General features: G+C 71.4%; 16 protein-coding genes. 7 read left to right on the top strand and 9 right to left on the bottom strand.

Going from position 1 to position 20,959, the window contains the following annotated elements:
* Positions 1 to 70: 70 nt before the first annotated feature.
* From WME90_RS48515 to xylB, 4 genes are all read left to right on the top strand, one after another.
* Positions 71 to 736 (top strand): LON peptidase substrate-binding domain-containing protein, encoded by a 666-nt coding sequence (locus tag WME90_RS48515; protein WP_437278931.1) that lies wholly within the window; start codon positions 71 to 73, stop codon positions 734 to 736.
* Positions 737 to 850: 114 nt separating this feature from the next.
* Positions 851 to 1,849 (top strand): hypothetical protein, encoded by a 999-nt coding sequence (locus WME90_RS48510; protein ID WP_437278930.1) that lies wholly within the window; start codon positions 851 to 853, stop codon positions 1,847 to 1,849.
* A gap of 154 nt (positions 1,850 to 2,003) precedes the next feature.
* The gene (locus WME90_RS48505) at positions 2,004 to 3,014 is read left to right on the top strand and encodes a zinc-dependent alcohol dehydrogenase family protein (protein WP_437278929.1); all 1,011 of its coding nucleotides are present in this window, start codon (positions 2,004 to 2,006) and stop codon (positions 3,012 to 3,014) included.
* 101 nt (positions 3,015 to 3,115) lie between these two features.
* Complete coding sequence (gene xylB, locus WME90_RS48500) at positions 3,116 to 4,672, top strand: xylulokinase (RefSeq protein ID WP_437278928.1); 1,557 nt, start codon at positions 3,116 to 3,118, stop codon at positions 4,670 to 4,672.
* A gap of 128 nt (positions 4,673 to 4,800) precedes the next feature.
* On the opposite strand, the gene WME90_RS48495 is transcribed toward xylB, so the two are convergent.
* The 5 genes from WME90_RS48495 to WME90_RS48475 all read right to left on the bottom strand — a co-directional run bounded on the left by WME90_RS48495 (position 4,801) and on the right by WME90_RS48475 (position 13,063).
* Entirely contained in the window at positions 4,801 to 6,132 is a 1,332-nt protein-coding gene (locus tag WME90_RS48495; RefSeq protein ID WP_437278927.1) for a DNRLRE domain-containing protein, read from the bottom strand.
* Between the two features lie 299 nt (positions 6,133 to 6,431).
* Positions 6,432 to 7,241: a metallophosphoesterase family protein gene (locus WME90_RS48490; RefSeq protein WP_437278926.1), complete on the bottom strand. Its 810-nt coding sequence runs from the start codon at positions 7,239 to 7,241 to the stop codon at positions 6,432 to 6,434.
* A 6-nt stretch (positions 7,242 to 7,247) separates the two neighbouring features.
* Positions 7,248 to 8,198, bottom strand: a complete 951-nt coding sequence (locus tag WME90_RS48485; RefSeq protein ID WP_437278925.1) for a diacylglycerol/lipid kinase family protein — start codon at positions 8,196 to 8,198, stop codon at positions 7,248 to 7,250.
* 260 nt (positions 8,199 to 8,458) lie between these two features.
* Positions 8,459 to 10,231, bottom strand: coding sequence for a sensor histidine kinase (locus WME90_RS48480; protein WP_437278924.1), 1,773 nt, complete (start codon positions 10,229 to 10,231; stop codon positions 8,459 to 8,461).
* A gap of 174 nt (positions 10,232 to 10,405) precedes the next feature.
* Positions 10,406 to 13,063, bottom strand: coding sequence for a protein kinase domain-containing protein (locus WME90_RS48475; protein WP_437278923.1), 2,658 nt, complete (start codon positions 13,061 to 13,063; stop codon positions 10,406 to 10,408).
* A gap of 59 nt (positions 13,064 to 13,122) precedes the next feature.
* On the opposite strand from WME90_RS48475, the gene WME90_RS48470 reads away from it, so the two are divergent.
* Positions 13,123 to 14,052: an FHA domain-containing protein gene (locus tag WME90_RS48470; RefSeq protein ID WP_437278922.1), complete on the top strand. Its 930-nt coding sequence runs from the start codon at positions 13,123 to 13,125 to the stop codon at positions 14,050 to 14,052.
* A gap of 310 nt (positions 14,053 to 14,362) precedes the next feature.
* The gene (locus WME90_RS48465) at positions 14,363 to 14,926 is read left to right on the top strand and encodes a hypothetical protein (protein ID WP_437278921.1); all 564 of its coding nucleotides are present in this window, start codon (positions 14,363 to 14,365) and stop codon (positions 14,924 to 14,926) included.
* A gap of 42 nt (positions 14,927 to 14,968) precedes the next feature.
* Here WME90_RS48465 and WME90_RS48460 read toward each other — a convergent pair whose 3' ends face one another.
* The 4 genes from WME90_RS48460 to WME90_RS48445 form a co-directional block, all read right to left on the bottom strand.
* Positions 14,969 to 15,817 carry a mechanosensitive ion channel family protein gene (locus WME90_RS48460; RefSeq protein ID WP_437278920.1) on the bottom strand — a complete coding sequence of 283 codons (849 nt, stop codon included), beginning with the start codon at positions 15,815 to 15,817 and terminating at the stop codon, positions 14,969 to 14,971.
* A gap of 70 nt (positions 15,818 to 15,887) precedes the next feature.
* Complete coding sequence (locus tag WME90_RS48455) at positions 15,888 to 16,544, bottom strand: hypothetical protein (protein WP_437278919.1); 657 nt, start codon at positions 16,542 to 16,544, stop codon at positions 15,888 to 15,890.
* Positions 16,545 to 16,576: 32 nt separating this feature from the next.
* On the bottom strand, positions 16,577 to 17,119 hold the full coding sequence (locus WME90_RS48450; RefSeq protein WP_437278918.1) for a hypothetical protein: 543 nt from the start codon (positions 17,117 to 17,119) through the stop codon (positions 16,577 to 16,579).
* A gap of 365 nt (positions 17,120 to 17,484) precedes the next feature.
* Entirely contained in the window at positions 17,485 to 19,254 is a 1,770-nt protein-coding gene (locus WME90_RS48445) for a cytochrome-c peroxidase (protein WP_437278917.1), read from the bottom strand.
* 456 nt (positions 19,255 to 19,710) lie between these two features.
* On the opposite strand from WME90_RS48445, the gene WME90_RS48440 reads away from it, so the two are divergent.
* Complete coding sequence (locus tag WME90_RS48440; RefSeq protein WP_437278916.1) at positions 19,711 to 20,925, top strand: D-alanine--D-alanine ligase family protein; 1,215 nt, start codon at positions 19,711 to 19,713, stop codon at positions 20,923 to 20,925.
* Positions 20,926 to 20,959 lie beyond the last annotated feature (34 nt).

Below are 20,959 nucleotides of genomic sequence, written 5' to 3'. Positions count from 1 at the left end.
ACTGTCGAGCCCGATGTGCATGTACGTGGCGCCGCCACACCCGACCCCCTCGCGTGCTACCCTGCGGCCCGTGGATACGACGCCTCCGCGCCCGGGCGACCTCAGTGCGGCATTGCCCGAGCTCCCGCTGTTCCCGCTGCCGCAGACGGTGCTCTTCCCCGGCGCCCTGCTGCCGCTCCACATCTTCGAGCCGCGCTACCGGGCGCTCGTGCGCGACGCCCTCGAGACGCACCGCATCCTCTCCGTCGTGCTCATCACGGACAGCCGCGCCATCGACGCGCACGGCCACCCCGCCATCGCCGAGGTGGCCGGCGCCGGCGAGATCATCGATCACGCCGAGCTGCCGGGGGGCCGCTACAACATCGTGCTGCGGGGCCGCGCCCGCGTCCGACTGGCGGAGCGCCCCTTCGTGCCGCCCTACCGCACGGCCGCGGCGGCGGTCCTCGACGACGAGCCCGGGGAGGTGTCGGCCCAGGATCACGCCGCGCTCATCTCCACCGCGGCCTCGTTCGCGGCGCTCGTCCGGGATCGGGACGGCAACTTCGAGTTTCGGCTGCCGCGCGACGCGGCCACGTCGGTCATCGCGGATCTCTGCGCCCACCACCTCATCCTCGACGCGCGCGAGCGGCAGACGGTGCTGGAGACCCTCGATGTCGGCGCGCGGGTGCGCCGCGTGACCGAGGCGCTCGCGCTCCAGCAGCTCGCGCTCGCCTCGTCGGCGCGCGACGTCAACTGAGATCGGAAGGGCCGGCCTGCCCGCATCGTCCCGTGCGCCGCACCTGAACACGAGTCCAGAAGCGGCGCCGGAGCGGGGTGCGGTCGCCCCAAGATCGGGTAGGCTGCGCCGCCTATGGCGACCTCTCGTTCAACGGAACCTTCTGCCCCGATCATCGTCAAGCACCCGGGGTGTCCCCAGTGGGGACTCGGATACCTCGTCGAGGAGCGCGACGAAAAGCGCTTCTACGATTTCGAGGACGGCCACAATCACTCCATCGCCAAGGCTTTCTGGTCGAAGCTCGAGCCGGTGCAGCTCGGCGATGACGAGGCGAGCGCGCTCGAGGCAAGGATCCGCGGGCTCCGTGACCGGCCGTCGGCCGCCGCCAAGAAGCAGCGCGCCCGCGTGGTCGCGCCGCCGCTCACGAACTTCGACGAGCAGGTCGCGAGCTTCGAGTCGCAGTTCGAGGGTGGGTTCGGGGGTCCGCAGTTCATCGCCGAGGAGCGCGGCGCCGTTGGGGGCGAGGGGGCCGACGGCCCGGCGAGCGTCGCGAAGAAGAAGAGCAAGGCCTTCAAGCAGGGCGCCATCGAGACCGCGCGCGCGCTGCTCGCCAAGGGCGAGCTCGAGGCGCTGCTCGCGGCCGGCAACGTGACCGATTTCATGGAGCGGATCGCCAAGGTCCACAAGTCCGCGACCGGCCTCCTGCACCCCCTCGGCGATCTCATCCCGTTCAACAAGATGCCGGCCGAGCACCACCGCGCCTACGCAGAGGCGGTCGTGGATCTCCTCTACGGCGCGGGCGACTACGCCGCGCGCTTCGACCGGCTGGCCGGCGTGCTCGCCGCGGCCAAGGTCGTCACGTGGCCGCTCGTCACGATCCTCGGCGCGCTCGTCTACCCGGACGAGCACGTCTTCGTGAAGCCCTCCTTCTTCGAGAAGCAGGCGGTCGTGCTCGGCTTCAACCTCGCCTACGATCGCGCGCCGAGCGCCGAGGGGTATGCCCGGATGCAATCGCTCGCGCGCGAGCTCGAGCGTCGCCTGCGCGAGCGCGGCCTCGCCCCGCGCGACCTGATGGACGTCTACGCGTTCCTCTGGCGCACGATCTCCCCGTCCAAGCCGTCCACGAAATCCTGACATCCCGCGTCAGGCCGCCCTGCGCGACGTCGTTGGACGCTGCGCGGGGTGGCCCTACGCTGCGCGAGGCGGCCTGAGGCGGCGTGACGCGCCGCCGACGACCCTCGACGCGCGGCCGTGGCCCGCCTATGCGACCCTCCAAGGAGGGTTTCGCATGAAGGCAGCCGTGCTCGAGGCCGTGAAGAAGATCGCCGTACGTCAGGACGTCGCGCCGCCGCAGATCGGCCCGCGCGACGTCCTGGTCCGCGCGAAGGCTTGCGGCATCTGCGGGACCGACGTGCACATCTGGGAGGGCGATTTCTTCCCGACCTTCCCGCTGATCCCCGGGCACGAGCTCGCCGGCGAGGTGGCGGCGGTAGGCGACGAGGTCGAGGGCCTCCGGCCCGGCGATCGGGTGATGGTCGACCCGACGGTGACCTGCGAAGAGTGCCACTTCTGCATGATCAACCGGCAGAACCACTGCCTGAAGTGGAACGCTGTGGGCGTGACGCGCGACGGCGGCTTCGCCGAGCTCGTCCGGGTCCCCGCGAAGAACTGTTATCGCTTCGAGCGCGTCTCGTTCAGCGAGGCGGCCTTCTGCGAGCCGCTCGCGTGCGTCGTCTTCGGTCAGGATCGCGCGCGCATCGAGATCGGCTCGGAGGTCCTGGTCCTCGGCGCCGGCCCGATCGGCCAGCTGCACCTCCAGGCGAGCCTCGCGAACGGCGCCGCCGCGGTCACCGTGGTCGACATGGTCGAGTCGAAGCTCGATCTCGCCCGCCAGCACGGCGCGACCGAGGTGGTGCTCGCCGACAACGCGCTCCAGGCGAAGCTCAAGAAGATCGCGCCCTACGGCTTCGACGTCGTGATCGACGCGACGGGCATCGCCCGGGTGCTCGGCGACTCGGTCCAGTACGTCAAGAACGGGGGGCGGTACCTCGTGTTCGGCGTGTGCGGGCCGCACGACAAGGTCGAGGTCTCGCCGTTCGAGATCTACCGGCGCGATCTCGAGATCATCGGCAGCTTCGCGATCCGGCGGACGTACGATCGGGCATTCAAGCTGATGGAGCGCGGCGCGGTCGACGTGAAGAAGCTCCTGTCCGAGGCGATGCCGGTCGAGGAGCTCCCCCGCGGGCTCGAGATGATGAAGAAGGGCACCGCGCCCATGAAGCTCCAGATCGTGTTCTAGCCGCTCGGCTTCGCGCTTACGAAACTTACGACATTCGTGGTTAGTTAATAGTCGTTACGAAGATCACCGAATACTACGAAACTGCAAAAAGGACGCTTTCCATGGCCATCGTGATCGGAATCGACGTCGGGACCAGCGGCCTCAAGGCCATCGCAGTCGAAACGGAGCGCGGCGCGGCGGTCGCGTCGGCGCACCGCGAATACCCGCTCTCCACGCCGCACGCAGGGTGGGCCGAGCAGGATCCCGAGGACTTCGCCGCGGCGGCGCTGAGCGCCCTCGGCGAGCTGGCCCGCGCCCTCGGCCCGCGCCGCGACGACGTGCGCGCGATCGGGCTGACGGGGCAGATGCACTCGGCGGTCTTGCTGGACGAGGCGCAGGCCGTCATCCGGCCCGCGATCCTGTGGTGTGACACGCGCACCACGGCCGAGTGCGAGGCGATCCGCGCGAACCCGAAGGTCGGCGACGCTGGGCTCGCGCGCCTGGTCGGCAACCGCGCGCTCGAGGGGTTCACGCTGCCGAAGCTGCTCTGGCTGCGGGCGAACGAGCCCGAGGCGTTCGCCCGCGTCCGCACGGTGCTCATGCCGAAGGATTTCGTGGGCTTGCGGCTGACGGGCGAGCTCGGGACGGACGACAGCGACGCGAGCGGCACGCTGGCGTTCTCGCCCGGGGATCGCTCCTTCAGCGCCGAGCTGCTCTCGGCGGTCGGCGTCCCGCGCGCGGTGTTCCCGCGGTCTGCGCCCTCGAACGCGCCGCTCGGCCAGCTGAAGGCCGAGGTCGCGGCCGCCACGGGGCTGCCGGCGGGCATCCCCGTCGTGCGGGGCGCCGCGGACAACGCGGCGGGCGCGGTGGGGCTCGGCATCGTGCGCCCTGGCCGGGCGATGGCCTCGGTCGGCACGAGCGGCGTGATCCTGGCGCACACCGACTCGTGGATCGTGGAGCCCGAGATGCGGTTGCACAGCTTCTGCCACGCGGTCCCGGGCCGCTTCTACCTGATGGGGGTGATGCTCGCCGCCGGCGGCGCGCTCCGCTGGTACCGCGACGTCCTCGGCGACGGGGAGCGCATGGCGGCCGAGATCCGCAAGGTCGATCCGTACGAGATCATCTCGGACACGGCGTCGACGGCGCGCCCCGGCGCGGGCGGCGTGGTCTTCCTGCCGTACCTGATGGGCGAGCGCACGCCGCACAACGACGCGGCGGCGCGCGGCGCGTTCGTGGGGCTGAGCGCTCGGACGACGAAGGCGGACCTGTCGCGCGCGGTGCTCGAGGGCATCACGTTCGGGCTCGCGGACTCGCTGGACCTGATGCGCGGCGTGGGGCAGACGAACGGCGCGGCGGCGGTCTCGATCGACGAGATCCGCCTGACCGGCGGCGGGGCGCGGAGCCCGTTCTGGCGCCAGCTGATGGCCGACGTCTTCGAGGCGCCGGTGGCGATCACGACGTCGACCGAGGGCCCGGCGTACGGCGCGGCGCTGCTCGGCGCGGCGGGCGCGGGGTTGTTCCCGTCGGTCGAGGATGCGGCGGACGCGTTCGTTCATGTCGTGTCCCGGGTCGCGCCGGACGCGGCGCGCTCGGCGCGGTACCGGGAGATCCATGCGGTGTACCGGGGGCTCTACAACGACCTGCGCGGGCGGTTCCGGGAGCTCGGGAAGCTGGCGTGATGGGGTGAGGCGGGGGTCCTGCGGGGCGCGGGACTAAGGCCTTTCTGGATGGCTCGGCGCCCAGCGAGGGAGCTCGCTGGGCGCCTGCCGTCAGCGCAGAGCCTGGGACGACGCCAGGCGACGTGGGTTTAACGCGGCTTCGGCACGTAGCAGAGCTGCATCCACGGCCGCCTCAGATCCGACGAGAAATCGCTGGCGAAGAGCTGGATCTGCTCGCGGTCGTCCGAGCGGAGCAGGATGCCGTAATTCTCCGCCTCGCCGCGAAGCCAGTCCAGGACGAGCCCGGTCACGTCGAACGAGAGGACTTGACCGTCCTCCACGATGGCCTTCACGCCGCCGGAGACCGCGACCGGGGCGGGGTCGAACCCGTCCTCTGCGAAGGAGGCCCAGGATTCGCTCTCGTCCCAGTCCTTCACCACGCGGTGCACGGAGATCGTCGCCGGCCCGCTCGTGCTCGCCACCCGCAGCCCGACACGGGCCATGAGGAGCGTCGCCCCCCGGGGAGGGTCCGCGGAGAGATCGAAGCGGAGCAGGGCGCGACGGACCGCGTCGGTGCCGCGCGGCGCCCCCACGAGGAGATCGGCGCGCCCACCGAAGCTCTGTTCAGGCTGGTCACTGGCGATGTACGTATCGCGGACCTGACCGGGGGTGATGCCGCCGCGCAGGATCAGGCGGCTATCGAGCGTGGACTCCTCGCCAGCGAGCACCTTGTCCAGGAACTCGCTGCGGACGCCAGGGACGGCCACGCGCCCGAGCGCGCCCAGGGCGCCGCAGAAATCGGATCTGGCGACGAACGAGCTCACACCCGCGACGACCTCGACGCCGTTCTGCTGGATCAGCGCTGGACCGCCGCTGTCGCCAAAGCACACGCCGCCCTGTCCGTCCGACTGATCGATCACGATCGTGAGCGGCTCGACCTCGCTGACGCGCGCTTCCGCCCTCCGGCGGATCGAGTTCTGCGCCGGGGTGCCGCCGTACCCCACGACGGTCACGGCGCTCCCGACCGTGACATCGTCGGGCGCCGATGCGAGCGGGATCGGCGTGACATCGAGATCTCCCGCGCCTCTGGCCGTCACGACGCAGACATCGTGGTCGTTGTTGAGCACGTTATAACATGGGTGAAGCGCGACCGAACCGGCATCGACATCCAGCGCCTTTGACGGCTGGAGGAAGTCGGGACCGACGAGGACCTTCTTCGGAGCAGATGGCCAGCAGCAGTGCGCGGCGGTCAGCACGTGGACCTTGTCGCCATCGGCGCTCCGGCGAACGATGGTGCCGCTGCAGCCTCCGTCCAGGGACACCACCGCCGTGTGTGTGTTGTCCGCGCGAGCGTCGGCGCCGATGACCGCTGACCGCCCCTCCCCGCTGTCCTCGCGAGAGACGATCTCGGCCGGTTGCGCGCAGGCCGCCGCCGACAAGAGCACGGAGATGGCCAGCCGGGCCACCGTGAGCGTTCTCATGATCCGACCTCCCCCAGACCACCAGCACGCGGGCGACGCCCTCACGTGTCCTCGAACGTCCCCGATGTTCGTCCGTCCATTAGGAATCTTGTTGGCGATCCCGGCTCCGTCAATCGATCGCGCAGCGCAGCCGCGCTCGCTCCGCAATCCTCGCCCTGAACGAGCGGCGATCGCGAGCCGCGTGGAAAGCGCATCTTCACCCCTCCCGCGAAGAACGCGACGGCGCGCATTCTCCAGAGATCGCCCATTTCACGCCGCGAGCGCGCTTGGCGCCAGCGCTGGAGCCAAGCGGCCCGGGCCTACGCCGCCCGCACCCACCCCCGCGCCGTCTCCTCGAAATGCTCCGCGCGCGCGATCTCGAAGACGCTGCTGTCGGGTTGCCAGGAGTTCCGCTCGATATCGATCTTCCGCCCGTCGACGCGGATCACGTTGAACGCGTTCTGCTCCCCACGCCCGCGCGTCGAGGTCGCCGTGCCGGCCTGGATGATGAGCGAGGAGTGGCCGCCGGCGTCGAAGCGCTCCGCGGAGTGCCCGGTGTGGCTGAGGTGCAGGTGCCCCGACAAGATGACGTCGACGCCGCAGCCCGCGATCGCCGCCATCGCCTGCCTCGCGCGCCCGACGATGACATGCGGCGAGTTCTCCGGCAGATCGAACGGATGGTGCGTGACCACGATCTTCGTGATCTCGGGCCCGAGATCGCACATCCTCTCCTTGATCCCCAGGATCTGACGCGCGTTGATGCGCCCGTCCTTGATGGTCAGCGAACGCGCGGTGTTGATGCCCAGGATGGCGATCTCCCCGTCGAGGTGGAACGGCGAGAGGTCGTCCGTGATGTGGCTCCGGTACCTGTCCAGCGGGCGAAAGAACCTGTCGAACAGGTTGTAGAGCGGGACATCGTGGTTGCCGGGCACCACGATCTGCGGGGACGGCAGCGCGTCGAGGAAGGCGCGCGCCTCGGCGAACTCGGCGTCGCGCGCCCGCTGGGTCAGGTCGCCGGAGATCACGACCACGTGAGGATCGAGCCTCCCTATCCTGTCGATCAGCGGGCGGAGGATCGCCTTGTCGACGCGGCCGAAGTGCAGATCCGACAGGTGCACGAGCGTGCGCACGGTGCGTCATCCCCCCAGCGCAGCGATACGGCGAGAGGGGTCCTCCCGCCGTCGCGAGCCAGCGTTGAGCTCGGACGACAGCGGCGCGACGACGCGCAGCGCCAGAGGCCGCACGCGATAGCAGAGCGGCGTCGCCATCCTGAGGACCTCGCCGTCCGCAGCCACGTAAAGGCGGCGATGGGGCGCCTCCACCCGGAGCGCCGTCGTACGCAAGATGCTGAAATCGGTCGATTTGTGGATGCGTCCGGCGACCGCGCTGGCGATGAGCTTGACCGTGGAGAGGCGGCTCTCCGCGTGCGCCACGCACACGCCGAGCTCGCCCGAGCACGGCGGGCGCTGGCGGCCAATGTCCACATCGCCGAGCTTGAAGTCGTTGTTCGCGACGAAGACGAACGGCGTCTCCAGCTCGATCTCCTGCCCATCCAGGACGAGCCGGAGATGGACGCGCTCGTGCCGCTGGATCCCCGAGGCGGTCGCCAGCGCCAGGGCGACCCACTTGTTGAGCCCACGCCTCTTCCGGAGCGCCTCGCGGCCACGCACGATGCCCGGGTAAATGCCCAGCGTCGAGTTGTTCACGAAGGCGCGACCGTTGACCTCGCCGACATCGACCCGGACGCGCCGCCCCTCGACGAGCGTGCGCACGGCGCCCTCGAGCGTCAGCGGAATACCGAGGTGCTTTGCAAAATGGTTCACCGTGCCGAGCGGAAGGACCCCCATCGTCTTCTCCGTGCCGGCGATCGCGGAGGCGACGGTGTTCACCGTCCCATCGCCGCCCGCGGCCACCACGAGGTCGTAAGGCCCCCGCGCCACCCGGCGGGCGAGCTCCCCCAGCTGCGGCCCCTTCTCGGCGCACAGCACCTCCGCGACAAAGCCGCGCTCTCTCAGGAGCTCCCAGAGCCGCGCTCGCTGCTCCGCCGCGCGGTTCGACCGGGAGGAACAGTTCAGGAGGACCGCCATGGATCGATGCATCACCGTCGCGCTCCCGGCTTGGGTAAAGGGCCCACGCCCGCCCGACAGCGAGAAAGCAGATCGCGCGCCACCGTCCCCGCAGCGGGCGATCGCGGCGCTCCCGCTGCGCCACGCAGCGCGGAGCGTGGCGGATTGCCACGCTCGCCTCGCGCCGCGCCACAGCGGGCGCTCCCGCTCGCCTCGCGCCCGCGCCACAGCGGGCGCTCCCGCTCGCCTCGCGCCGCGCGCCATGCGAGAGCGGGCGTTCCTCAGCGCATGCCGATCCCGCCGTCCGTCTCCAGCCGAGGCCAGGTGAAGAAGAACGTGGCGCCGGCGCCCCGCTCCGACTCGACCCACACGCGCCCGCCCTTGCTGAGCACGATCTTCTGGACGATCGCGAGCCCGATGCCCGTCCCCTCGATGTTGTCACGCGCGTTCAGGGTCTGGAAGATCTCCCATACCTTCCCGTGGTATCGCGGGTCGATCCCGGGCCCGTTGTCCTTCACCGAGAACTCCCAGAGATCGCCCACCTCCCGCCCCCGCACCTCGACGCGCGCGTCGGGGCGATCGGCATACTTCAGCGCATTGCCGATCAGGTTCATGAAGACCTGCTCCAGCGGGACCCGCTCGGCGAGGAGCGTCGGCATGCCCGCCGCGATGTCGATCGACGCGCCCGGAGGGACGGCGAGCAACGCGAGGACGTCGTCAAGGAGCTTCTGGACGTCCACGATCTCGGGCCTGTCGCGGAGCCGTCCAGCGCGCGAGTAGCGAAGGATCCCGTCGATGAGCGCCTCCAGCCGGACCACGCGCGAGCGCAAGAGATCCATGTGCTGGCGCGTCTCCGGCGTCGCCTTGTCCACGAGATCGTCCTCTATCCACTGCGAGAGGTTCGCGATGGCGCGGAGCGGCGCCTTCAGATCGTGGCTCGCCACGTAGGCGAAGCGGTCGAGCTCCTTGTTGCTCCGCTCGAGCGCCTGGATGAGCTGCTGCGCCTTCCGGAACAGGTGCGCGTTATCCATCGCGATGGCGGCCTGCGCCGCGAGGCCGACCACAAGCTTCTCCGCCCGCTCGGTGAAGACGCCCCGCCCGGAGTGCCCGAAGAACAGCCCGCCGATGACATGCCCCGAACGGGAGACCACCGGCACGGCAAGGTAGCTGACGACGGGCAAGTGGCCCTTCGGCATCCCGTGGTGAGGGGCGTTGTTCCCGTAACGCGCGTCCTTCGTGACATCATCGAGCCGCACCACGCCCTCTCCGTTGAAGGTCGGAGCGAACACGTCGGTGTTCCGCGGCATCGGGAACCCGGAGAAGTGCTCTCGATCCACGCCAGAGATGGTGTAAAGCATGTAGCTTTTCCCATCCGAGTTCGTGACGTTATAGAAGAACGCGCCGAACTGGGCGCCGCTCAGCCGGGTGGCCGCGTCGGTCACCGCCTGCACGAGCTTCTCCAGATCCAGCTCGGCGGCGAGCTGCTTGCCCGCGCGATTGAGCAGCTCGAGCGTCTCGCCTTCTTCCTGGAGCCTGTCCTCCGTCTGCTTGCGCTCGGTGATGTCGAGCACGATCGTCCCCACGCCCAGGATGCGCCCGTCCTTCGCCCGCACCGGCGCGTAATTGACCAGCCAGGAGCGCGGTCGCTCCGAAGTCCGCGTCATCCCCGTCACCTCGGCGGTGAACGCGTCGCCCGTCTCCAGGACGCGCCGGAGCGGGCCGACGATGGCGTCGCCCATCTCCGGGAGCAGCTCGGGGATCGTCCTGCCGAGGTGCGCCTCGAGGGGGATCCCGCTGAGATCCGCCAGCGCCTGGTTGAGCCGCACCACGCGGAGGTCGGGGTCGATCACCCCGAGCCCGGCGGTCGTGGCCTGGAAGAAGGCGTCGACGAGCGCGCCGTCCGCCAGAGACTCGTGCAGCGCCTGGCGCTCCTGACCGAGCAGCGCGGCCCCCGCCTCGCCGCGCTGCGGGGACGCCGGGGTGACCTCCACCGCCGTGCACGAGGCCGGCTCGGAGGGCTCCGCCGCTCCTTGATGCGAATCCGTGTTCTCCATGGACCTCGTGGACACAGGCTGTCCCTCCGAGCCTAGCGCTCGAGTGCAAACGCGACATCCGCCGTCTGTCGCCAGGCCGTTCTCTCGGCTCCAGCGCGAGGGGGCGCTGGCGGACGCGGCCGGAGACGACCGCTTTCGCCAGCGCGTTTCCCGGCACACGCCGGCGACGCTCGGCTACACGCCGGCGACGACTGGCCGGGCGAGGCGGAAGCCCACGGCGCTGAAGCGATCCTCCGGGCGCGCGGCAAAGCGGCCTGCTGCGCGGCACGCCGCGGGGGGACCGGAGCTCCACGCGCCCCCGCGGATCGAGCGGAGCCCCGGGGCCGCCGCGTCCGCCGGCTTCAGGCGCGCGATGCGGTCGACCACGGTGGGGCCATCGGGCATCCACAGCTCGGCGCACCAGTCGCGGACGTTGCCGGCCAGGCCCCGGGCGCCGTGGGGGCCCTCGTCCGTCGGATGGTCGTCCACCGGCGCCGGGCTCGCGGGGCCGGGGCGGCCCCCCACGATGCAGGCCCACGTCGGCTCGGGCTCGTCTCCCCACGGGAAGAAGCGCCCGTCGACGCCGCGCGCGGCCTTCTCCCGCTCGAGCTCGCCGACGAGGCGCCACGGCGCGCCGGTGCGCGCCTCGATCCAGGACGCGTAGGCGACGGCGCTGCGCCAGTCCACCGAGGCGACGGGGTGCCGCGCCTGCTCCGCGCGCGCCTGCGGGCCGAGCACGAAGCGCCCGTCCCCGTCGCGCGCGAACAGCGGGATGTCCACGTCGCCGGCGATCGCGCGGGCGACGCGCGGGCACGCCGCCGCCGCCTCCGCCTCGCGCCCGCGCAGGTCGTTCAGGAAGGCGAGGTACTCGGCCTGCGTCACCGGGTGCCGCCGCACCACGAAGCCGTCGACCCAGATCCGGCACGCCGGCAGGCCGTCGCCGGCCTGCGGGTCCCCGCCGGCCGAAAAGAAGCCCGCCGGCACGTAGACGTCCTCTTCGCCGAGCGTCTCCGAGGGCAGCAGGGGCACCACGAACGGCTCTGCGCTGCCCGGACGCACGCCGTCCCAGTGCTCCCCGCGGCCGATCTTCACGGGGTACCGCGCCTCGCGGTACCCGGGCGCGCGGATCAGGAGCAGGTAGCTGCCGCGCGCGAGCGGGACCTCGAAGAGCGGCGTGTGGCCGAGGAGCCCCTGGGGCTCGGCGTGCAGCCGGCGCTCCCGCTCGACGTAGCGGAGCAGCCAGACCTGCGCCCCCTCGGGATCGGTCCGCAGCGAGAGGGCGCCGGTGCCGCGGAGCAGGGCCGCGTGCCGCTCGCGCGCGTGCGCCCTGAGGAACGCCTCGGCCCGCGCCGCGGCCTCGGCGTCGCGCGCCTCCTCGGCCGCGCGCAGGTCGGCCAGGTGGGCGTCGGCGAGCGCCGCGTGCGCGTCGTCGCAGTCAGGAGCCTCGTTGAGCGCCGCGCGGAGCTTCTGGTGCCAGGTCGCCTCGTCCAGGGCGGCGGCGCGGTCGAGCGCGCGCGCCTCGTCCTCGAGCGCCCACCCCTGCGCCTTCTCCGCGGCGGGCGCGAACGACTCGAGGCGCCCGAGCACCGCCTTCGCCTCGGCCCGGAGGGCCCGGGCGCGCGCGCGGAGGCCCTCGATCTGCGGCGCCAGCGCGCGCGACTCCTCGACAAGGGCGCGCGCCCGCTCGCGACGGCGGGCGCCGTCGAGGAAGCCGCGGATCTCCGCGGCGAGCACCTCGGCGCTCGCGTAACGCGAAGGCGGCTCGCGGGCCATCGCCCGCTCGCAGATCGCGATGAGATCGCGCGGGATCTGGTCGCAGCACCGGACGGCGAGCCGCTCGGGCGGCCGCTGGACCACCTGCGCCAGGACGGCCAGCGCCGTGCCCCGGAACGGGGGCTCGCCGCAGAGGAGCTCGTACAGGACGGCCCCGAGGGAGTACACGTCGCTCGGAGGCCCGAGCTGCTCGACCTCGCCGCGCGCCTGCTCCGGGGGCATGTAGACCGGCGTCCCCAGGACGAGCCCCGCGTGGGTGTGGTGGCCGCTGTCCGGGAGCGCGCCCGCCAGCGCGCCGCGCGCGGTCGCGCGGGCGATGCCCCAGTCCATCACGAGGACCTCGCCGAACTCGCCGATCATGACGTTGTCCGGCTTGAGATCGCGGTGGAGGACGCCCTGGCCGTGCGCGTACGCGACCGCCTCGCAGACGCGGACGAAGACGTCGAGCCCGCGGCGCAGCGCCTCGGGCGAGGGGCCGGCCTCGCCCGCGGCGTGCAGCGCGCGGATCAGCGCGCTCAGCGTGCGGCCGCGGACCTCCTTCATCGTGAACCAGAGCTGGCCCGTCGGGAGCATCCCGCAGTCGTGGACAGGGACGATCCCTGGATGCTGAAGGCACGCCGTGAGGCGCGCCTCGTCGAGGAAGCGCGCCCTCCCGTCCGCCTCGTCTTGCCCCTCGATGTGCAGCAGCTTCATGGCGAGCACGCGGCCCATCACGCGATCGCGCACGCGCCGCACCTCGCCCATGCCTCCGCGGCCGATGGCCCCGAGATCCTCGTAGCGGTCCCACGGCCACGCGGGGGCCGGCGCGTGGGCCGCGGGAGGCGCGGCGTCCGGGCGCTGCTCGGCGGCCACCAGCGCATCCCCGGTCGCCGCGGGCGCGCCCCCGGTCGGCCTGGGCGCGCCGTTTGTCGCCACCGGCGCGCCCCTGGCTGCCGGCGGCGCGTCCCGGACCACGGTCGCCGGCAGCTCTTCCGTGCGCGCGGCGTGCTCGGCGAGCACCCGCTGGATCTCCGCGCACGCCGAGGGAGACAGGTGCAGCTCACCCGCCAGCTTCCGGAGGAGTGCCGCGGGATCGCTCATGGGAGGCCTCGCCTTCGACGCGGTTGATGTGGTCGGCGGCGCCATCTTACGCTGCATCCATGGCGGTCTTGAAGCATGAAGCCCACGGCGTTCGGGTGACGCTCCCGGCGCGCGCGCGGGTCGGCCGCGCGCGCGACTGCGCCGTGCGCCTCGGGGACCGTTGCGCCTCCGGCGAGCACGCCGTCCTGTTCTGGGACGGGGCGCGCTGGTGGATCCGCGACCTCGGGAGCACGAACGGCACCCACGTCGGCGGCCGGCGGCTCACGTCCGCCGAGCGGGTCGCGCTCGACGCGGGGACGGAGGTCGTGTTCGGCGGCGACGCCGAGCGCTGGATCGTGGAGGAGGCCGGCGCGCCGGTCACGAGCGCGCGGGCCGAGCTCACCGGCGAGGTGCGCCAGGCGGAGGAGGGCCTGCTCGCGCTCCCGGACGCCGCCGATCCCCGGGTCACGCTCTTCGAGGATCAGCACGGCGCGTGGCAGATCGAGATCGACGGGAGCACCCGCCCGGCCGTGGATCAGGAGCGCATCGAGGCCGGGGGCGCCTGGGTCCTGCGGGTCCCGCCGAGCGCGGTCGACGCCGTCGTGGCGACGACCGCGTCGAGCGCGGCGAGCCCCAAGCTCCTCGGCCTGACCGTCCTGCGCTTCGAGGTGAGCCACGACGAGGAGCACATCGCCGTCTCCCTCGTGCAGGGGCACAGGGTCATCCAGCTCGCCGCGCGCGCCCACCACGAGCTGCTCCTCATGCTGGCGCGCTCCCGGGTGCACGACCGGGACAGCGGGCTGCCCCCGGCCGAGCGCGGGTGGCGCTACGTCGACGACCTGCTCGGCAAGCTGCGGCTCGACCTCCATCACCTCAACGTCAACGTCTTCCGCGCGCGCCAGCAGCTCGCCCGCGCGGGCGTGCTCGACGCCGGCTCGCTCATCGAGCGGCGGACGACCTCGCGGCAGCTCCGGCTCGGCACCGAGGCGATCGAGGTGATCCGGCACTGATCGCGGCCTCGCGGCCGGACCGCCCCCCTCGCGCGTGACCGCCTGTCATCGACGTCGCGGCCAGGCGGATCCAGCTTTCCTCTTGTCGATGCCGGGTGAGGCCGCGGGTCGCGCGTCGTGGACGCGCACGTGCGCCGCCGCCGGAGCGCGCGCCGGCCAGGGCCTGCGCGCCGCGATCGATGCTGTCGAGATCGTCATCCCAGGAGAGAGCGCGACCATGACCAACGAAGCAGACTCAACGCACGTTGCGCCCGCCGAGGGCGCCTCCCTTTCAACGCGCGGCAACGCAAAAGGCCATTTGAGCTCCGGCGTGATCTACCAGATCCCGCCGGACGTGAGGCTCAGGATCTTCTCGACCGTGGATCTCGTCCGGATCGTGGCCATCGGGGCCACCGGGGTCTCCAACGGCCAGCTGAGCTTCCAGGCGCAGACGGAGTACTGGCGCTGGGCAACCACGCTCACCTTCTCGAGCACATTGACCTTCGCGTCCGAGGTGATCCCGAGCTTCACGGCGCCCGCGCTCGACGCGTACCTGGACGCCGTGAGCCCGAGCAACCAGTTCACGGCCCCCCGGAACCCCACCCAGGGCGACTGGACGCAGGGGACGCGCGTCGTCCCCGGGACCCGCACCGGGTTTCTCTACCGGATGCCGAGCCCTGACAACGCCCAGGTGAAGATGGGAGTCCTGTTCGAGAAGGACAACCAGACATCGGCCCTGATGGCGGCCGCCTGGTACGTGAAGACGCAAGCGCCGAGCAACGGCCTCGCGTTCAACAAGAAGATCTTCTCGAACACGCTGACCCGGGTGAGCGGCACGAACCCGAACGCCATCGAGGTGGGCACCTGGTATTATATCCTGATGGGCACGCCCTGACCTCGAGCAGGGCCGGCGGAGAGAGGCACCGCGCGCGCCGCCTCAGAGGAGCGGGGTAGATCGACGCTCCGGCTCCCGGAGGGGGATGTGCAGCTCGCGCTGGGGCATCGGGACGACGATCCCCTCCGCGTCGAGCCGCTGCTTGAAGTGGCGCGTGAGCTCGAGCCGCGCCGGGAAGAAGTCGGGGGGGAGCGTCCAGGCGCGGACGAGCAGGTTGACCTTGTCGTCCGCGAGCTCCACCACGTCGACCGATGGCGCCGGCTCCGGCAGCACGCGCGGCTCGTTCGAGAGGACGTCCCGCAGCGTGGCGACGGCGTGGGCGATGTCGGCGGTGGCGCTGACGCCGATCGTGAGGTCCATGCGCCGGCGCTGCGCCCGGGTGAAATTCTGGATCTTGGCGGACCGGACCTTGGAGTTCGGCAGCGTGATGGGGACGCCGTCGAAGCTCGTCAGCTTGGTCTGGAACACGTCGATGGCGTCGACGATGCCCGAGGTCCCGTCGACCTCGATCGCGTCGCCGACGTCGAACGGGCGGAGCACGAGCAGGACCAGCCCGGCGGCCACGTCCGACAAGGTGTCCTTGAGGGCGAGGCCGATGGTCAAGCCCGCGGCGCCGAGCACGGCGAACAGGCTCTTCGTATCGACACCGAAGCGCTCGAGCACGGCCATCGCGGTGACCGTCAAAATGGTGAGGCGACTTACGCTTGCCAGCAGAGGGACGAGGGTCGCGTCGATCTGCGTCCACTTCCTGCCGAGCGACCGCACGCTCCGCGCGGCCCAGGCCGCGGCCATCCACCCGACGATCGCGATGAACAGAGCGCTCGCGACGCCGGACCCGTGGCTCTTCAGGAGCTCGATCGGCGTGCCCCACGTCGGAATCCCCTGCTCCACTGCGCATCCTCCTCGGCGCCACGCGCGGCGCGCCCTGCGCCGGGCTGTCTCCGCGCGCGGCCGGCGGGAGTCAACCGGCGAACGTGACGAGGCGCCGGAGCCGCTGGGCCCCGAGCTCCACGCCGTTCGCGAGGCCCCGGAGGAGGTGGGCGATGACGTCGTCCTTCGCCGCCCGCATGGCGCGCGCCGGGCGCGCCGCGAACCACGCGAGCTCGTCGGCGACCACCTCCACGAGGGGCTTGCGCATCGAGAGCCAGCGGGCGCACCACGCGGCGAGGGGCGTGTCGCCCTCCACGGTCGCGACGTACTGGAGCAGCTCGACGAGATCGACGCCGTGCCGCATCCCGAGGAGCGTACCGCGATAGGACCTCTCGGTGCTGAGCAGGTGATCGGCGAGGCGCTCGCGCAGGGCCGAGAAAGCCTCGCCGACCGCGAGGCCGCCCGCGCTGATGGGCAGCTCGCGCTCGCGGAGGAGCGGGCAGATCTCCGACAGCGCGGCCTCCGCGTGGGCCGAGACCGCCCGCATGGCGCGCGCCGGCGGCACATCGCCGAGGCGATCCGCCTCGATCCGCGGGTGGATCATCGCCGAGCGCTCCGTCTGGAACAGCTCCCGGACGAGGCTCGTGAGGAACGCTCGCCCTTTCCGGCTCTCTTCCTGCGGCCCGGACTCGTCCCCTGAAAGGCCGGCCTCGCCGTTCATCGCACCGTTGATTTGGAGTTCCTGCATGTTCGTCCCCTCTCCCCTTCTCGCGGGGAACGTCAGGACCTGCTCGCGGCGCGCCGCGCTCCGGTCCTCGCCCCCGAGGTCGTCTTGCGCGAGGCCGCGGCCCCGCCGCGGCGGGCCGTGCCCTTCGTGGCGCGGGGGCGGCCGCTCGCCGTCTTGGCCGAGGTGCTGCGAACCTTTGTCGAGGTGCTGCGCGACCGAGCGCTGGACGCGGCGCTCTTCTCCGCCCTCGCCGCCCTCGCCGGCGCCTTCTTCGCGGTCGTGGACCGCCCGGCGCTCGCCGCGTTCCGCTTGCGGGTCGCCGCGGCCTTCTTCGCCGCCGCGCTCCTCGCGGCGGCCGGCCGCGCCTTGGACGCGGCGCCCCCCTTGCGGCCCCCCTTCTTCGCCGGCTCCTTGTTCACCGGCTTGCCCACCCCCGAGCCCGACTTCTTCCCCCCTCCGGTCATCTTGTTGACGGTCGCCCAGGCCCGCCGCTCGGCCTCGTCCTCGGAGACCCCGCGTTTCTCATATCCCTCTTCGATGTGCTCGGCCTGCCGCTTCTGCTTCGTCGTGTAGCTGGATTTGTCGCCTCTAGGCATGGTGCCCTCCTTAGCGAGCCTGTCCGCCTCGCGGGTCGGCGGCCTCGTTGGAAGCGCCGGCTCGCCCTATGGTGAGAACGTGAGAATCACGAGAACGTGCGAAACGTGCGAAAACGACAGACCGTGCGTGTGGCTCGGGTCCATCGAGCCACGACGTCTGTTGTGTCTATTTCGAGGGGCCAGCAACGGCTGTGCCGTCGGAGAGCGCGACGCCATCCCCTGATGGCGCGTCCGGATTCCCCGTCATGCGCTGCGCCCCCGCGGCGCCGGTGGCCGGGTGACGGGGGCTCGTATCGTGGCAATCGGCCCCGGATGTCGAGGAACGCCTCGGCCGTACCGCGCGAGGAGCGCGGCGAGCCGACGGCTCAGAGGGACTCGAGGTAGGCGACCAGATCGTCGAGCTGCACGGAGGTCAGGGCGGAAACATCGCCGTGGTCGTCGCCGCCGCACGCGGGATCGAAGCGATCGTGAAGCGTCGCCGCGCAGCCGTCGTGCATGAACGGGGCGCGCCCGGAGATGCCGATGAGCGAGGGCACCTGCAGCAGCTCGCCCTTGCCCACGTCCTCGTTCCGGTTGTTCGTGAGCATCGGGCCACCGTGGCACTCCGCGCAGCCCACCTTCTTGTCGTGGAAGAGCACCTCGCCCCGCGCCACGGCGGCGTCGTCCTCGGGCGGCGACGCAGGGAACGCGGGCAGGCTGTCGAGGTAGCGGGCCACCAGATCGAGCCGCCGGGCGCCGGGCTTCGTGCCGCCCATGCGGGTGACGAACACCTCCCCCATCAGGCCCGCGAGATCCTGCAGATCGCCGCTCCAGTGGAGGGGCGCCGTCTTCAGGATGCCGCCGCCCAGCGCCTGCGTCCGCCGCAGGCCCACGGGATCGAAGTCCCACGTCCGGCCGTCCTCGTGCCCTTCGGGGTGGCACGACGCGCACGCCACGGCGCTCACGCCGTTCGGCGGGCGGTGGAACATCTCGTGGCCGGTGTCCCTCACGCTCTCGCCCGGTAGATCGATCTTGCGCCCGTCGAGCACCAGCAGGGCCGCCGGCTCCCGCAGCTGCACGACGATCTCGCCCTGGCCATCGAAGGCCACGGCGACCGGCTGCCCGGCCAGCGGCCGCGCCACGACCACCGGCCTGCACTTGTTGTTCACGGCGTCGCTTTCCAGCTGGTCGATGGGGACGCTCACGACGATGTTGTTGCCGGCCCCCGCCACGGCCACCCGAGCGCCGTCGGACGAGACCGCGAGGTCCACCGGCAGCGAGATACCCGCGATCGCGGCCGCGGGCAGCGACGTGACCGAGTTGTCAGGGACGTCCGCCGCGTCGATCCTGCTGACCGCGCCGTGCACGATGTTCCCGTCGCAGTCGGCCGACTGGTAATAGCCGCCCGGGTTGAGGGTGACCTTCGACGACATCGCGCGCTGGTGCACCATCAGCGCGCCGCCGCCGGCGAGCGGCGCCATGCGCCAGGCCACGGACGGCGCATAGTCCGAGTTGGCGAACCCGTTTGAATGGAAGACGGGGAGCGTGCGGCGCGAGAGCACCGCACCGTCGGGGCCCACGACAAGCGTCTCTGCGGACTTGAAGCGGCTGACCAGGAGCCGATCCCCCTCGACCACGACGTCGCGCAGATCGGAGGCGGGGCGGAGCCTCCGGACGGCGGCGCCTCCGGAGGCGGGGAGCGTCACGAGCTCGCCGCCGGCGCAGGCGACGTGGATGGCGTCGAGCGTGGCGTCGTAAGCGACCCCCCGAGGCGCGCGGCAGACCTCTCTGCGCTCGATGACCGACCGCGCCTCGATATCGAGGGTCACCACGGCGCCGGCGCGCCGGAGCGCCACGTGGACCCGCCCGCTCATGTCCTGGACGAGGCGCCCGGGCTCGTCGCCGCGCTCCAGCAGGACCGCCGCCGGCTCGCCGCCGTCGAGATCGACGATCCAGACGCGATCGCGGTCGGGGTCCGCCGCGACCGCGGTGTGACCGTCGCCGGCGATGATCAGCGTCCCGCCGCTGATGGCCGGCGGCGGCACCTCCGTCACCGTGATCCGCTGATCAGGGTCGTCGGCGTCGAACTGGGCCACCAGCGCTGGATCCCCCGGGCCGCACGCCGTGAGAGCCGACGAGAAAACGCTCGTGGACAAGAGCCCTGCCACCACAAGAGAACGAGAAAGTGACTCACGCATGGGGTCCTCCGTTCGCTGCGCGCGCGAGCTCAGCAAGAAGGATTCCAGGCAGGCGTCGAGATTTGGACGCCCGCGATCGCCGGGCGCCTGTGCGCAGCACGGCCCGGAGGACCGGCGCGGGGAGGGGCGTCCGCCGGCGCGGCGCGAAGGATGGCGCGCGCCGGAGGGTCCCGCCGACCGTGCCCGACGTGCGCCGCCAGCTCCGGGCGCTGCCGTGGACCGAGCCGGCTGAACCCGACGCGCATTGGCGGATGTGCTGGGCGAGGGCAAAGCTCTCTGCAGGAAACGACCTCAGGAGAATCGCGCAAGCCGGTTGCACTCTCGACGGGGTCCGGCAAGCTAAGACCTTGACCATGAATCGCTGTTCAAGGCCCCTATCCCGGGAAAAGCGGCACCCCTTCGAAGCACCCATCCATGCAAGCACGCGAAGCCATCCCCGCTCCAGAGCCATTGTCGAGGCTGGTCAGCCAGCTCGATGAGGCGTATCAGGCCAGCCGGAGCTCCGGCGTACAGGTCGCTCTTCCCGCGCTCAAGAGCTGGATGGATTCGCTCACCCGAACCCTTCGGATCGCGGTGATCTACGGCGGCAGCAAGTCCGAGCCCGACGCCACGCTGTACTGCTCCGCCAATCTCCGGCCGTGGAAGAGCTACTACGACGTCGCCACCGACATCCAAAAGGCCCTCGAGCGGATCGGGTTCAGCGACGTGGCCCTCATTCCCGACGACATGAGGATGCCCGCGCGCCTGAAGGAATTCGGAGCCCATCTCGCCTGGATCAACTCGGCCGGGATGCAGGGAGAGAACTCTATCTGCCATGCCGCGGCCACGCTCGAGATGCTGGGGGTCCCCTACATCGGGCACAGCCCCCTGGATGCGTCGCTGCTGGATACCAAGGATTGCTTCAAGCGGCAGCTGGAATCGCTCCGGATCGCCACGCCCGAGTTCGTCGTCTGGCACCCGCTCGACGGCGCGCCGGAGGAGCGGATCCGGCGCGCGTTCGAGAGCTATCCCGGTCCTTTCGTTGTGAAGCCGAGCACCGGGCGAGCGTCGCTGAACGTGCATTTCGTGGAGGAGAGCGGGGAGCTTTCCTCGTTCGTCAAGGAGGTGTTCGCCCTGACGCGCACGAGTGTCATCGTCGAGCGATACCTGAGCGGCCGGGAGTTCTGCGTGGCCGTCTGCGGCGGCATCCTGCACCGCGGGGATATGTTCTTCGGCAGCCGCCATCCCCACGCTTTCTCCGCGATGGAGCGCCGCTTCGAGCCCGGCGAGCGCATCTTCACCTCGATGGACAGAAGGCCCCTCAGCCACGATCGCGCGATGCCCGTTCCGGACACGGACCAAGCCCTCAAGAGAGACCTGCTGGCGCTCGCCCGCGAGCTCTACTCCGCCCTCCGGCTCAGGTCGCTCATCCGCATCGACCTGCGCGCCGACGAGCACGGGCGTCTTTACGTCCTCGAGGCCAATCCCAAGGCGGATCTAAGGAACCCCCTGAGCCTGGTCGTCATGGGTCTTCCAGAGACGGGCATGTCCTACGAGGATCTGATCTTCAGCCTGCTCGCCGATCGCGCCATGGACCTGTTCCGCTTCAACCGCTCGCGGGTGGAGCACCTGCTGGCGCTGGCTGCGTAAGGAGTCCCTCGTGGTTCCCCCCGGATGGAGGAGC

The sequence above is a fragment of the Sorangium sp. So ce375 genome (assembly GCF_051473855.1).
GTDB lineage: Bacteria > Myxococcota_A > Polyangia > Polyangiales > Polyangiaceae > Sorangium.
This window is presented reverse-complemented; position numbering and strand designations above follow the sequence as displayed.

Excerpts from the sequence above, each read along its gene's own strand:
- WME90_RS48510 (WP_437278930.1), top strand. The coding sequence starts at position 851 with ATGGCGACCTCTCGTTCAACGGAACCTTCTGCCCCGATCATCGTCAAG.
- WME90_RS48505 (WP_437278929.1), top strand. The coding sequence starts at position 2,004 with ATGAAGGCAGCCGTGCTCGAGGCCGTGAAGAAGATCGCCGTACGTCAG.
- xylB (WP_437278928.1), top strand. The coding sequence starts at position 3,116 with ATGGCCATCGTGATCGGAATCGACGTCGGGACCAGCGGCCTCAAGGCC.
- WME90_RS48495 (WP_437278927.1), bottom strand. The coding sequence starts at position 6,132 with ATGAGAACGCTCACGGTGGCCCGGCTGGCCATCTCCGTGCTCTTGTCG.
- WME90_RS48485 (WP_437278925.1), bottom strand. The coding sequence starts at position 8,198 with ATGGCGGTCCTCCTGAACTGTTCCTCCCGGTCGAACCGCGCGGCGGAG.
- WME90_RS48480 (WP_437278924.1), bottom strand. The coding sequence starts at position 10,231 with ATGGAGAACACGGATTCGCATCAAGGAGCGGCGGAGCCCTCCGAGCCG.
- WME90_RS48475 (WP_437278923.1), bottom strand. The coding sequence starts at position 13,063 with ATGAGCGATCCCGCGGCACTCCTCCGGAAGCTGGCGGGTGAGCTGCAC.
- WME90_RS48470 (WP_437278922.1), top strand. The coding sequence starts at position 13,123 with ATGGCGGTCTTGAAGCATGAAGCCCACGGCGTTCGGGTGACGCTCCCG.
- WME90_RS48455 (WP_437278919.1), bottom strand. The coding sequence starts at position 16,544 with ATGCAGGAACTCCAAATCAACGGTGCGATGAACGGCGAGGCCGGCCTT.
- WME90_RS48450 (WP_437278918.1), bottom strand. The coding sequence starts at position 17,119 with ATGCCTAGAGGCGACAAATCCAGCTACACGACGAAGCAGAAGCGGCAG.
- WME90_RS48440 (WP_437278916.1), top strand. The coding sequence starts at position 19,711 with ATGCAAGCACGCGAAGCCATCCCCGCTCCAGAGCCATTGTCGAGGCTG.